This window comes from Vreelandella gomseomensis (genome assembly GCF_031451645.1).
In the GTDB taxonomy this organism is placed as follows: Bacteria; Pseudomonadota; Gammaproteobacteria; order Pseudomonadales; family Halomonadaceae; genus Vreelandella; species Vreelandella gomseomensis.
This window is the reverse complement of sequence record NZ_JARWAI010000009.1, coordinates 124922-138227: the sequence shown is the minus strand read 5'-3', so window position 1 is coordinate 138227 and position 13306 is coordinate 124922. Positions and strand designations below refer to the sequence as shown.

Sequence of the window (13306 nt, the reverse complement as noted above, 5' to 3'; positions counted from 1 at the left end):
ACGCTTTTGACCCATTACGCCACGCCCTGGCTGCGCAGGTAATCGTCGTAGCTGCCGCTGAAGTCGACAACGCCGTCCGGCTGCATATCGATAATCCGCGTGGCCAGCGACGACACGAACTCGCGGTCGTGGCTGACGAACAGCAGCGTGCCGGGGTAGTTCTCCAGGGCCAGGTTCAACGCCTCGATGGACTCCATATCCAGGTGGTTGGTCGGCTCGTCCATCAGCAGCACATTGGGCTGAGTGAGGATTAACTTACCGAACAGCATGCGGCCCTGTTCGCCACCGGAAATCACCTTCACCGACTTGCCGATATCATCGCTGGAAAACAGCATTCGCCCGAGCGCGCCGCGCACCACCTGCTCACCGCCCTGTGTCCACTGGCCCATCCATTCAAACAGGGTGGCGTCCACGGCAAAATCGTCGGTATGGTCCTGGGCAAAAACACCCAGGTCGGCGGCTTCGGTCCACTTCACTTCCCCGGCATCCGGGTGAAGTTCGCCCGCCAGGGTTTTGAGCAGGGTCGTCTTGCCAATGCCGTTGGGGCCGATGATAGCGATCCGCTCGCCGGCCTCGACGGTCATCGACAGGCGCTCGAACAGCGGCGTCTCGCCGTTGTAGCCCTTGCTGATGCCATCCACATTCACCGCGTTGCGATGGATCTTCTTGGCCTGATCAAAGCGGATAAACGGGCTTACCCGGCTTGACGGCTTGATGTCTTCCAGCTTGATCTTGTCGATCTGGCGCGCCCGCGAGGTGGCCTGCTTGGCTTTCGAGGCGTTGGCCGAGAAGCGGCTGACGAACTGTTGCAGCTCGGCAATCTGGGCCTTTTTCTTGGCGTTGTCCGAGTGCTGACGCTCGCGCGCAGCCGTCGCCGCGGTCATGTAGTCGTCGTAGTTACCCGGGAAGAGGGTGATCTCGCCGTAATCCAGGTCCGCCATGTGGGTGCACACGCTGTTCAGGAAGTGGCGGTCGTGGGAAATGATCACCATGGTGCTGCTGCGCGCCTTGAGCATGTCTTCCAGCCAGCGGATGGTGTTGATATCCAGGTGGTTGGTCGGCTCGTCGAGGAGCAGGACATCGGGGTCCGAAAACAGTGCCTGAGCCAGCAGTACGCGCAGCTTCCAGCCGGGCGACACCTCACTCATCGGGCCGGTATGCTGTTCGATGGGAATGCCCAGCCCAAGGAGCAGCTCGCCCGCGCGGGCTTCGGCGGTGTAGCCATCCAGTTCGGCAAAGCGCACTTCCAGATCCGCCACGGCCATGCCGTCCTCTTCGCTCATCTCCGCCTGGGAATAGATGCGCTCGCGTTCGGCGGCCACCTGCCACAGCTCGGCGTTGCCCATGATCACGGTGTCGATGACGCGTTCAGTTTCAAAGGCGAACTGATCCTGGCGCAGCTTGCCCAGCCGCGTGCTGCTATCCAGCATGACCTGGCCGGACGTCGGCTCGAGCTCGCCGCCGAGAATCTTCATGAAGGTGGATTTGCCGCAGCCGTTAGCGCCAATCAGCCCGTAGCGATTGCCGTTGTTAAACTTGACGGAGACGTTCTCGAACAGGGGCTTGGCCCCGAACTGCATGGTGATATTAGCGGTTGCGATCACAAAGGAACCCTAGTGTGCGTGTACATTGCGCATCGCACTGGAAATAGTACGTGGCGGATAGAAAGGCTCGCGATTCTACGCGCTCTTGAGCAACGTTACACCCATCGTCTAACACCCACCACCTAGGACGGCGCGTCGCCAGGGGCCGGCAAGTCCAGCAGAAACCGTTCGCCATCAAGCGCTTGGCGCAGGCGAGTATGCAAAATATCGACAATCCCCGGGTGCTCGCCCACCAGGGCGGTGGTGGTGACGGTCATGCTCGGATGATGCTGCTGTGCGGCGTGGCAGATCTCCGCAATGTCGCCACCTTCACCGGCATGGCGCCCCGGCGAGAGAAACAACATGGCCAGAATCACCGGCCCGGTATGAAAATCGGGCTTGGCCAGCAGGTGTTCGAGCAGCGGTTCGTTGAAGCGATATTCGTCACCCTCGCGGCGCTCCATCGAGGCGGCGGCCACACAGGTGGCTTCACTGCCCAGTAGTACGCTTAGCTGCCCGGCCAGGCGATTGCGTACCGCCGTTACCTCGGGAATCGGGCTGCCGTGATCCACCAGCGCGATGCGGGGCTTAGTCCCGGGGAGCCACTGCGCGCGGACGTTATCGGCCAGCAGCTCGGCCAGGCGCAGGTCGTTATCGCCCTGCTCATCGACCAGCGGTTGCGCCACGCGAACCTTGACGTCGGGAAAGCGCGCCTGCATCTCGCCCAGGCGTTCGGGCAGGTAACCCGTCAGCGCCTTGCTGGGGCCGAAGAAGAACGGCAGCACAATGATCTCGGTCGCGCCCGCCTCGGCGCTGCGTTCAGCGGCCGGCCCCAAGGTGATCGCCGGGATACCATCGACCTGCTCCGCCGGAATCTTGTTGGAGTGCAGCAGCGAGGCCGCCTGGACGGTTTCGCCCAGGCGCTCGCCAAGCGCTGCCGCCACGCGGCGCAGATTATGGGTTGCCTGGGGCCGCAGTGAGCCGTTATCCACCAGAAAGATTGCGCGCATGCCTGTCTCCATGTTCGGTTTAAGGGGCGTTCAAGGCGGCGGCGTTGCCGCTAGCCGGTACGTTCAAGAATATCCGCCGCCGCACGGTGAAGCTGGGCGTGGCGCGCCGCCAGGACGTCAATATCGCGGTCATAGCCACCGCCGATCACCGCCGCGACCGGGATATCCCCGCCTCGACAGCAGCCGAGCACGTAGGCATCCCTTTGATAGAGCCCCTCGTCACTCAGCGCCAGATAGCCCAGGCGGTCATCGCGATGCACATCCACTCCGGCATCGTACAGCACCACATCGGGTTGATAGGCCGCCAGCAAGCCGGGTAGATAAGACGCCAGCGCCGCCAGGTAGCCGCCATCGTCCGTGCCGTTGGGCAATGCCACGTCCAGATCGCTTTTCGCCTTGCGGGCGGGAAAGTTGCGCGCAGCGTGCATGGAAAAGGTAAATACATCCGGCACGCCGGTAAACAGCCGCGCGGTGCCATCGCCCTGATGAACGTCGCAATCGACGATCAACACCCGCTCGACCCAGCCCTGGGCCAGGGCGTGGGCCGCCGCCACGGCAAGGTCGTTGATCAGGCAGTAGCCGCTGGCCGCATCGGCATGGGCGTGATGGGTGCCGCCCGCCGAGTTGCAGGCGAGTCCGCTGTCCAGTGCCGCCTCTAGGGTCAGCAGCGTGCCGCCGGTTTCCAGCCGCACGCGTTCGACGAGCGCTGGCGACCACACAAAGCCGCTGCGACGCTGCGCCGCGCGATCCAGCTCGCCGTACAGCAAGGCATTGAGATAGCCCCGAGTATGCACGCGGGCCAGGGCCTCAATGCCGGCGGGCTGAGGCGTCAGCCATTCAATGGGCGTCGCCAGCGGCCGATGGCCAAGCTGCTCGCGCAGCACGCGAAACTTGTCCATCGGAAAGGGGTGGCTAGCTGGTAAATCAATCGTATAACCGGGATGATGAACGATCATTAACGCCATTGCGTGCTGCCACTCGGGTAATTGACCTAAAGGCCTTATGTTGCTTGATACCACTGCCGTAAACCAGCAAAGAAACTTTTTCAGCGACCACGACGACCTGTGGCTTTTTGGCTATGGCTCGTTGATCTGGAAAGCCGATTTCGCCTACCTGGAACGCCAGCCGGCCTATATTACCGGCTGGGCACGACGCTTTTGGCAAGCCTCCCACGATCACCGCGGCACGCTGGAAGCCCCCGGGCGCGTTGCTACGTTGATCCCGGCGCCGGGCGCAGTGTGTCACGGCATGGCGTACCGCATTACCCCGGATGTGCTGGCCCCGCTGGATGTGCGCGAGAAAAACGGCTATCTGCGCGAAAAAGTACCGCTGACCTTCATTGACGAAACGGGCCGCGCCAACGGTCAGAGCGAGGGGCTCATCTATCTGGCAAGCGAGGATAACCCCGCCTTTCTCGGTGACGCACCGCTGGACGTGATTGCCCGGCAGATCGCCAACGCCCACGGGCCAAGCGGCTCGAACCGCGAGTACCTGGTCAACCTGGCCCAGGCGCTGCGCGACCTGGGCGCGGAGGACGCCCATATTTTCGAACTGGAAAAGCAGCTGGTCTGAGGCGTTGTCGCCTGCTTACATCATCAACCACGAGAGGATAAACAGGCCCAGCACGGTGCGGATAATCCCGCCGAGCACGGAACCGCGGAAAAAGGCCCGCAGCCCTCCCCACAGGATCAGCAAGCCAATGACCAGCACCACAATGCTCAGAAACGAATCATTGATTCCCAGCGAGCGGGTCAAGCCGTCGAAGAAGTCGTCGAGCGCGCCAAACAGGTTGGTAAAAATGCCCATCAAAAACGCCACCACGACGCGAATGACCTCGCCGATGGTCTCGCCTATTCCGTCAAAAAATCCATTTACCTGCATGGGTCATTTCCACCGCTGAAAAGAATACGTCTGGCATTGTCGGCCAAATACGCTGGCTGAGCAAAGCCAGGTTTTTTGCCTCTTTCGACTGCGGAGGCATGATAGACGATAGCGGTCTCAGCCCGTGGAATCATCGTTCACGACCATGGTCGACTTTAATTACCAGACTGGTAACGTTAAAACATAATGCTTTATAAAAGACTTGGTAGTAGCGGGAGAGCTTGGCGCATCTCACAAGGATGACGCCAGCGCCGAAGGAGCAACAACCCCGGAAACTCTCAGGCAACCGGACCGCTATTACTCACACTTTCCGAAGAGCGGCTGATGACAGCGTCACTCAGCCCACCGAAGGAGCAAGCGCAGGCAACCCGTGCGCGAATCTCTCAGGTTCCATGACGGAAGGGGTACGCCCAGCAGCCATTACGCCGTTAGGTGGGATTCCCCGACGCTCATGAAAACTGGAGAGATTTATGCAACGCATTGCCGTTATCGGTGGTGGTATCACCGGCATTACCAGCGCCTACGCGCTGGCCAAACGTGGCTATGAGGTCACCGTCTTTGAAAAACACCGCTACGCCGCCATGGAGACATCGTTTGCCAACGGCGGTCAGCTTTCGGCCTCTAATGCCGAGGTGTGGAACCACTGGCCCACGGTGATCAAGGGCGTGCGCTGGATGCTTAGGAACGACGCGCCGTTGCTGGTCAACCCCCGCCCGAGCTGGCACAAGCTCAGCTGGTTCGGCGAGTTTATCGCCTCGATCCCCCGCTACGCGACCAACACCACCGAGACCGCCCGCCTGGCCATTGCCGCCCGCGAGCACCTGTTTCAGTGGGCAAAAGACGAGCAGATCGACTTTGACCTCAAGCAGAAAGGCATTCTGCATATCTATCGCGATAAAGCGGGCTATGACCATGCCGCCAAGGTCTCCAAGTTGCTCAGCAAAGGCGGCCTGGAACGCCAGCCGGTCAGCCCCGACGAGATGCGCGCCATCGAGCCCACTCTGGCGGGCAACTACTACGGCGGCTTCTTTACCGAAAGCGATGCCACCGGCGATATTCACAAGTTTACCCATGGCCTGGCACAGGCCGCCGAGCGTCGCGGTGTGACGTTGAAATATGGTCACAGCGTGCAGGATATCGGCGCGGACGAACAGCACGCCTGGATCACCGCCACGCTTGAAGGCGAAGCTGACAGCGTGCCGATGCGCGAAACCTTCGATGGCGTAGTGGTCTGCGCAGGCGTCGGCAGCCGCGCCCTGGCCGCCAAACTGGGCGACCGCGTCAATATCTACCCGGTCAAAGGCTATTCGATTACCGTGCAGCTCGACGACGACGCCTCTCAGCAGGCCGCGCCCACCGTCAGCCTGCTGGATGACGAAACCAAGCTAGTGACCAGCCGCCTGGGCGACGAGCGCTTTCGGATTGCCGGCACCGCCGAGTTCAACGGCTTCAACCGCGACATTCGCGACAACCGTATCCGCCCACTGATCCGCTGGGTCGAAGACTGCTTCCCCGGGGTCAGCACCCGCCGCGTGGTACCCTGGGCGGGCCTGCGACCGATGCTCCCCGACATGCTGCCCAAGGTCGGCCCCGGCAAGTTACCCACGGTGTTCTACAACACCGGCCACGGCCACCTGGGCTGGACGCTCTCGGCCATTACCGCTGATATGCTGGCGGATGCGGTGGACTCGCCCAAGGGCAGTCCGCTCGCTAGCCCTCGCTAACGACACCGTCAACGGCCAGAGGCTATCACCCAACCCAGGCCTGGTTGATCGCTACCACCGCGCTAGCCGCACGCCACAAAAAAGCCGCAGGCATGACCTGCGGCCATTCATTTGCGACGTTTACACCCCGACCGGCCCACCATCGCGCTTTTGAATCACCACGGTCGATGCCCGAGGACGCACCTGGCCGCTGGCCGAAACGGTAGCGTCTTGCGCTAGCGCATTGCCATCGGCGGGCCAGTTACCCGGGTGCTGGATGTTGATAAACAGGGCGGTTTTATCCGGCGTGGCAAAAATGCCGGTGACTTCGCAGCCGTTTGGCCCGACCGCAAAGCGCTTCAGCTGCTGCTGGTTGCTGTTGTTGATCACCGGGCCGGTGCCTTGGATATCGTCCAGGCTGTTGGGCACCACGGCCAGCAACTGGTCGTTGGTATACTCGGTGACCCCTTCATAACCGTTATCCGTCTGGATCCAGAGGATGCCCTGACCGTCGCCGCGCTCGTCGAACCAGAGTCCATCGGGGCTGGCGAACTGGTTCATTTCGGTCAGGCCCGAGTGGTTATCCGCATCGTCGGACGCCGCACCAAACACAAACACCTCCCAGGTAAAGGCATTGGGCAGGCGGCTTTCGCGCCAGCGAATAATATGCCCTTGGGCGTTATCGGCGCGCGGGTTGGCGGCGTTGGTCGGCGCCAGGTCATACCCCACGCCCGCCTCGTCGAGGCTGTCGCCGCCGTTGGTAAAGGTGGCCTGGGTATCTTCAGCGGTGCGCTGGGAGTTATTGGTCAGGGTGAGGTACACCTCCCCGGATGCTGGATCAACGGAGGCCCACTCGGGACGATCCATGGGTGTGGCGCCCATCAGGTCGGCGGCGTCGCAGGTGTTGATGATAATGCCCGCCAGGTCGTCGTCGGCCAGGCCCAGTGCCGTGGCAAGCCGACGTCCATCTTGCGTCCGGGCGTCCGGTGTGAGCGCCAGCCACTCACCGCTACCGTCAGGGTGGAAGCGAGCCACGTACAGGGTACCGTTATCCATGTACTTGCTGCCAATCGCCAGGCGATCATACTGCTCGCCGGGACGGTTGGCATCGGCAGGATCCCAGGCCGCATCGGAGACGTATTTATACACGTATTCATTGCGGGCATCGTGGCCCGAATAGAACACCACCGGCTGGCCGGCTTGCAGCTTGCCGAGCCAACATCCTTCATGGCGGAAGCGCCCCAGCGCGGTGCGCTTGACCGCGAGCGCGTCGCTGTACGGGTCGACTTCCACCTGATAGCCGAAGGTACGCGCCTCGTTGCGATAGTCCTCTTCGGGGCGCTCACCGCGTGGGGTGATATCGAAGCGGGCAAACTCGTCGTTGTCTTCAGTGGCATCCCCCGCCGAGGTATCCCAGCCGTAGCGGCTTTTATCGGTGGGGATACCGATCCGCGCGTCGTCCTGGAAGCGCTCCCCGTGGTGGACGAACACATTGGGCCAGTTTTCTTCGCAGGCAATGTAGGTACCCCAGGGCGTGACCCCGTTGCCGCAATTATTGTTGGTGCCTCGGGTTTGGAAGCCCGCGGGCGAGAAGCGCGTTTTGACGTAGTCGCTGCCCGCCACGGGCCCAGCCAGTTCAATAACAGTGGCACTGGTCAGGCGGCGGTTGTAAGCCGACCCCGGCACATGCGACCACTGACCTTGGGTATCTTTCTCTATCTCGACAAGGGTCACGCCGTGCGCGTTGATTTCGGTGCGCGACTCCTCCGCAGGCCGCTTGCCTCCATCGGTATTGGTAGGCCCGCCTTGAGGCGCCCATAATGCCGATTGGTCGATGTATTCATTATTGAGCGCCAGCACGAAGCGACGCGACGCGCTGCCTTCATCCAGCGCAAACCCGGCCATGCCGTCGTGGTGCATGCCAACGCTCTCCGCCTGACGCTCGGCGGTCATTGGCTGATCGGACTGCCAACTGTCGCCAGCGCTTAACGGAGTGCCCCAGGGTACCAAGACTTGTGCAACATAACCTTCCGGCACCACCACGGCATCAGTGAGTGACCCATGAACCGCCTCAAATGCCAACGTCAGGGGTGTTTTTTGCGCGCCGCTTGAGGCAATCGCCTGGGCCGCGCCGCCAAAGCTGAGCATCGAGGCGGCCGCCATGCTCAAGCCGCCGCGCATGACATCGCGCCGGGATACATGGCGCGCCAACACCTCAGCAAACGGCTGATTGCCGCTCTGGTTAAACAGGCGATGGTCTTCGATTTCCTTGCTCATGGTGACGCCCCTCTTCTAATCGTATTGCGAGTCACGAATCGTGTTAGGAGGACACTAATTCCGTCAGGTGACAGCAAGGTGACGAACCCTCTACCGTTTTATGACCAATGCCGCTTACAATTCGGATAGATCAACGTAACTGCCACCTGCCCGTTAAGGTTTCGTCCAGGAGATCACACGATGGCCACGACCATGCCCGACCAGCTCACGCTCGATGCCCTGGCGACGCTGTCGCCGCCTCTTCCTGAAGTGGAGGTACACGGCCTGGATATGGGCTGGTATATCGTGCGTCTCCACCGTCAGGGCGCCGTCAGCGTATTGGTCAACGCCGACGGCGAGACACGCCGCTTTACCGGCACGCAGTGGATAAGCCGCACGCTGGCCCCCTTGGGGTATACGCACGGCATTCTCACCTGGGCCGACGCCGCCGATGAAATGATCGGCACGGATGTACCGCCCGTGTCCGCCGAGCAGCGCATGGCCCACGGCGTACGGGTGGCATTTGATACCCGGCATTAACGGGCCACCAGGCCACACTGTGTTACTTTCGATATGGCCATGTGGCCTGACGCGACCCAAGGCGCCTTCCGCTAATTAAGCAATAGATGCAGTCGTTGCGCATCGCTTTCGGCCAGGGCTGGCTATAAAATCAAAACAGCGCGCCGCCATTATTATTTTTGTATGAGTTACTCGTCTCCAGCAAGGAAGGACGCTATGCGCGATGATGAAAAATATACCAATTCCGAAGATCAGTTACTCCACCTCCAAAACCTTCTCGACGACCCGGACACCACCGCACTTAAAGCGTACTTTACTGAACTCGACATTCTGGATATTGCGCGGACGCTAGAATCGTTCCCCGCTAAAACCCGCGACTTTCTTTGGGAGTTTATCCCCGACGAGCTGGTCGGCGCGGTGCTTGCGGAAGTCGACGAAGATATTCGCGCTGACTATATCGAAGAGCTATCGGCAAGCGAAGTCGAGCAAATTGTCAAAGGGCTGGATGCTCAGGACGTTGCCGAGGTTCTGGAGGTTGCCGACGAGGCTATCAAGACCAGCGTTTATGACAGCCTGGATCAGGATATCCGCGCCCAGGTGGAGAACCTTTACGCCTACGAGGAAGATGTCGTGGGCCGCTACATGGATCCCGAAACCGTCAATGTCAAACAAGGGGTTTCACTGGAGGCCGTGCAGCGCTATATCCGGATTCATCATCTTCTCGACGATGAGTCGCAACAGGTAATGATCACGGACAAGGACAAACGTTTACTGGGTACTTTAAGCCTGATTGATTTAATCAAGCAGCCACAAGATGCCGTGGTCGATGCTCACATGGATGACCCATTCACCCTTAACGATCAAATGAAAGTCAGTGATGCGGCCGTGTTATTACGCTCCAAGGAGCTTCCTTTCGTTCCCGTCTGTGACAGTGATGGACGCCTGGTAGGACAGTTAAACGCCGCCGACGTACTGGAAATTACCCAAGACGATACTGACATGACATTGAAACACCTGTCAGGCGTCAGTAACGAAGAAGAGGTCTTCACGCCCGTTTTGCGCAGTGCGAAAAGTCGGGGCATCTGGTTGGGTATTAATCTGCTGACGGCGTTTTTGGCCGCGTTTGTCATCGGTCAGTTTGAAGCGGCATTGGATCAAATTGTGGCGCTGGCCATCTTGATGCCGGTGGTGGCAAGCATGGGAGGCATCGCCGGCAGCCAGACCCTCACCGTCGTCATTCGCGGTCTGGCGCTGGGCCAGCTCGCGGGCAACAACGTGCGATGGCTGTATAACAAGGAAACCTGGGTGGGCATGAGCAACGGCCTGGTCTGGGCGTTAGTGGTGGGCCTGATTGCCCATGTCTGGTTCAGCGATGCCATGATCACGCTGGTGATCACCCTGGCCATCTTCATCAACATGAGCGTGGCCAACTTATCGGGCGTGTTGATCCCCATGGTGTTGAAAAAGCTGCAGATCGACCCCGCGTTATCCGGTGCGGTGATCTTGACGACGGTGACCGATGTGGTCGGTTTTTTGTCGTTTTTGGGGCTCGCGACGCTGATTATTCTGTAACTTTTTCTCCCGTCAGGCGCCTGGGCGTTTATTGAAAAGCCCAGGCGCTCAAGGCAGAAGCAACTACGGTACCGTCACCCACTGCCCCGTCTGATCTGACGTTTCGATGGCATCTATTAATCGATTCACCCGCGCGGCTTCGCGGAAATCTGGATAGAGGGGGCGGTGGTTGATGATGCCCTCCACCAAATCGCGCACCTCGATAATCTTTTGATCGTTATAGCCCAGGCCATGGCCCGGCGCGGGGCTGAAAGCGGCATAGTCGGGATGTTCCGGGCCTGCTAACAGAGTGGTGAAGCCGCGCCTGCCGTGGGCATCGCCGTGGCGATATAGCTGCAGTTCGCTCATGCGCTCCTGGTCAAACACGATGGCACCTTTGGTGCCCGTTAGCGTGTAGGCCAAGCCCATTTTGCGGCCAGCCGCGACCCGGGAGGTTTCGATATTACCGATTAACCCCTGGTCAAACCGCAACATGGCCTGGGCCTGATCATCGTTCTCTACCGCCGCCATACCGCTGCCGTCGGCCTTGAGCCGAGTGGGGATGACGGTCTGTAGCTGACCGCATACCTCGGTAATACGCTGCCCGGTCAAGAACTCAGCCATATTGAGAATATGCGACCCTACATCGCCTAACGCACCGGCACCCGCTGTTGCCCGCTGTGTATGCCAATCGTGGGGCTTTTGCGGGTCGAGCAGGTAATCCTCGTTGTGCCGTCCACGAAAGTGAATCAGCTCACCAATTTCACCGCTGGCGACAATCTGGCGGGCCAGTTGGGTAGCGGAATTGCGAATATAGTTAAAGCCCACCAGGGTTTTGACGCCCGCCTTTTCAGCCGCAACGACCATCTCCTCGGCGTCTGCCGTGCTCAGCGCCAGCGGTTTTTCGGCGTAAACATGCTTACCAGCGGCAATGGCAGCCAGTGCCATCTCTTTATGCAGAAAGTTGGGTGCGCAGATATCCACCACATCTACGTCACTGTCTTCCACCAGGGTGCGCCAATCGTCGGTGGCGCGGGCAAATCCCCAGGCCCGCGCCCGGCTCTCTGCAGTGACGAGGTCGACATCCGCCAACAGTTCGCAAACGGGCTTGGCGGGCAGTTCAAAAACGCTGGACGCCGCGTTAAAGGCGATGGCGTGGGCTTTGCCCATAAAGCCGGTGCCGATGAGGCCAATTTTGAGGGTTTTCATTGTGGTTATCCCTGTTGTAAAAAATAACGCCGGGCTGGGCCCGGCGTTGAATGATGGCGCGTGCCCCGCAGGCTGTTTACATGGTCGGCATGGTGAAGTGATTGGTCTCTTCACGAATGCCGCTGGGCCAGCGCTGGGTGATGGTTTTCATCCGCGTGTAGAAACGCACACCGTCGGGGCCGTGCATATGCAGCGGGCCAAACAGCGAACGCTTCCAGCCGCCAAAGCTGTGGAACGCCATGGGCACCGGGATCGGCACATTAACGCCGACCATGCCGACCTGGATCTGCTCGCAGTACTGACGCGCCGCATCGCCATCGCGGGTAAAGATCGCCGTGCCGTTGCCATATTCATGGGCGTTGATCATGCTCACTGCGTCGTCGAAACTCGCCACGCGGGCCATCGCCAGTACCGGGCCGAAAATTTCTTCAGAGTGGATACGCATGTCTGGCGTTACATGATCGAACAGCGTGCCGCCGATAAAGTAGCCATCGCCTGCACCGTCAATCGTTATTTGGCGACCATCGACTACGAGTTCTGCGCCCTCATCCACCCCGGACTGGATATAGCCCGCCACTTTATCGCGGTGCTCGCGGGTGATCAGCGGCCCCATATCGTTATCCGGGCCATCGACTAGGCCAGGCCCGACCGTCAGTTTATCAAGTTCAGCCACCAGCTTTTCCCGCAGGCGGTTGGCGGTTTCTTCACCCACGGGCACTGCCACGGAAATCGCCATACAACGTTCGCCTGCCGAGCCATAGGCAGCGCCCATCAGGGCCCCCACGGCTTGATCAAGATCCGCATCGGGCATGATCACCATATGGTTTTTAGCCCCGCCCAGGGCCTGAACGCGCTTGCCATGGGCGGAGGCAGTGGCGTAGATGTACTCGGCGATGGACGTGGAGCCCACAAAGCTTACCGCCTGGACGCACTCATCGGTGAGCAGCACATCCACCGCTTCTTTATCGCCGTTGAGGACATTAAAGACGCCATCCGGCAGACCCGCTTCGCTTAACAACTCGGCCAAGCGCAGCGGCGTAGAGGGATCTTTTTCCGAAGGCTTCATCACAAAGGTGTTGCCGCAGGCCAGCGCGATGGGGAACATCCACATGGGCACCATGGCAGGGAAGTTAAACGGCGAGATACCTGCACACACGCCCAGCGGCTGCATCATCGAGTAGCTATCGACGCCGCTACCCACGTTCATGGAGTGCTCTCCTTTCTGCAGGTGGGGAATGCCGCAGGCAAACTCAACCACTTCCAGGCCGCGAGTCACTTCACCTTTAGCGTCAGAAAACACCTTGCCATGCTCACTGGATATGAGCCGCGCCAGCTCATCGGTGTGCTCCTCAACCAGCGCTTTAAACTTAAACAGGATGCGCGAGCGCTTCAGCGGCGAGGTTTTAGACCAGGTGACAAAGGCCTCATCGGCGATACGCACTGCGTCACGGGTCTCGTCGGCACTGGCCAGCGCCACCTGGGCGCTCTGCTCACCGGTAGCCGGGTTGTAAACCGGTGCATAGCGTTGGTTTTGGCCAGTGGTGAGCTGACCATTGAGATAGTGGGATAGCGTCTTCATAAAGACTCCTGATGA

11 protein-coding genes and 1 riboswitch are annotated in these 13306 nt (G+C 60.2%); of the genes, 4 read left to right on the top strand and 7 right to left on the bottom strand.

Annotated elements, in window-relative coordinates:
• Nucleotides 1-14: 14 nt before the first annotated feature.
• The 3 genes from QC815_RS12955 to QC815_RS12945 all read right to left on the bottom strand — a co-directional run bounded on the left by QC815_RS12955 (nucleotide 15) and on the right by QC815_RS12945 (nucleotide 3558).
• Nucleotides 15-1604, bottom strand: a complete 1590-nt coding sequence (locus QC815_RS12955; protein WP_310540159.1) for an ABC-F family ATPase — start codon at nucleotides 1602-1604, stop codon at nucleotides 15-17.
• A 122-nt stretch (nucleotides 1605-1726) separates the two neighbouring features.
• Nucleotides 1727-2593 (bottom strand): sirohydrochlorin chelatase, encoded by an 867-nt coding sequence (locus QC815_RS12950; protein WP_310540157.1) that lies wholly within the window; start codon nucleotides 2591-2593, stop codon nucleotides 1727-1729.
• A gap of 50 nt (nucleotides 2594-2643) precedes the next feature.
• Complete coding sequence (locus tag QC815_RS12945) at nucleotides 2644-3558, bottom strand: histone deacetylase family protein (RefSeq protein WP_310540155.1); 915 nt, start codon at nucleotides 3556-3558, stop codon at nucleotides 2644-2646.
• A 37-nt stretch (nucleotides 3559-3595) separates the two neighbouring features.
• Between QC815_RS12945 and QC815_RS12940 the strand changes: the two genes are divergently transcribed.
• Entirely contained in the window at nucleotides 3596-4165 is a 570-nt protein-coding gene (locus tag QC815_RS12940) for a gamma-glutamylcyclotransferase (protein WP_230445782.1), read from the top strand.
• 15 nt (nucleotides 4166-4180) lie between these two features.
• Here QC815_RS12940 and QC815_RS12935 read toward each other — a convergent pair whose 3' ends face one another.
• On the bottom strand, nucleotides 4181-4474 hold the full coding sequence (locus tag QC815_RS12935) for a hypothetical protein (protein ID WP_230445781.1): 294 nt from the start codon (nucleotides 4472-4474) through the stop codon (nucleotides 4181-4183).
• Between the two features lie 202 nt (nucleotides 4475-4676).
• Nucleotides 4677-4778, top strand: a riboswitch (glycine riboswitch).
• A 166-nt stretch (nucleotides 4779-4944) separates the two neighbouring features.
• Between QC815_RS12935 and QC815_RS12930 the strand changes: the two genes are divergently transcribed.
• Nucleotides 4945-6198, top strand: a complete 1254-nt coding sequence (locus tag QC815_RS12930) for a D-amino acid dehydrogenase (protein ID WP_310540152.1) — start codon at nucleotides 4945-4947, stop codon at nucleotides 6196-6198.
• A gap of 120 nt (nucleotides 6199-6318) precedes the next feature.
• Here QC815_RS12930 and QC815_RS12925 read toward each other — a convergent pair whose 3' ends face one another.
• Nucleotides 6319-8454 carry a PhoX family protein gene (locus QC815_RS12925; RefSeq protein WP_230445779.1) on the bottom strand — a complete coding sequence of 712 codons (2136 nt, stop codon included), beginning with the start codon at nucleotides 8452-8454 and terminating at the stop codon, nucleotides 6319-6321.
• A gap of 180 nt (nucleotides 8455-8634) precedes the next feature.
• Here QC815_RS12925 and QC815_RS12920 point away from each other — a divergent pair, with 180 nt between their 5' ends.
• Both QC815_RS12920 and mgtE read left to right on the top strand, forming a co-directional pair.
• A complete protein-coding gene (locus QC815_RS12920; RefSeq protein WP_310540149.1) occupies nucleotides 8635-8973 on the top strand; it encodes a DUF6482 family protein in 339 nt (112 codons plus the stop codon).
• Nucleotides 8974-9168: 195 nt separating this feature from the next.
• On the top strand, nucleotides 9169-10524 hold the full coding sequence (mgtE, locus tag QC815_RS12915) for a magnesium transporter (protein WP_310540147.1): 1356 nt from the start codon (nucleotides 9169-9171) through the stop codon (nucleotides 10522-10524).
• Between the two features lie 63 nt (nucleotides 10525-10587).
• Here mgtE and QC815_RS12910 read toward each other — a convergent pair whose 3' ends face one another.
• Both QC815_RS12910 and QC815_RS12905 read right to left on the bottom strand, forming a co-directional pair.
• A complete protein-coding gene (locus QC815_RS12910) occupies nucleotides 10588-11712 on the bottom strand; it encodes a Gfo/Idh/MocA family protein (protein ID WP_310540146.1) in 1125 nt (374 codons plus the stop codon).
• A 76-nt stretch (nucleotides 11713-11788) separates the two neighbouring features.
• A complete protein-coding gene (locus tag QC815_RS12905; protein ID WP_310540144.1) occupies nucleotides 11789-13291 on the bottom strand; it encodes a CoA-acylating methylmalonate-semialdehyde dehydrogenase in 1503 nt (500 codons plus the stop codon).
• Between the last annotated feature and the right edge of the window lie 15 nt (nucleotides 13292-13306).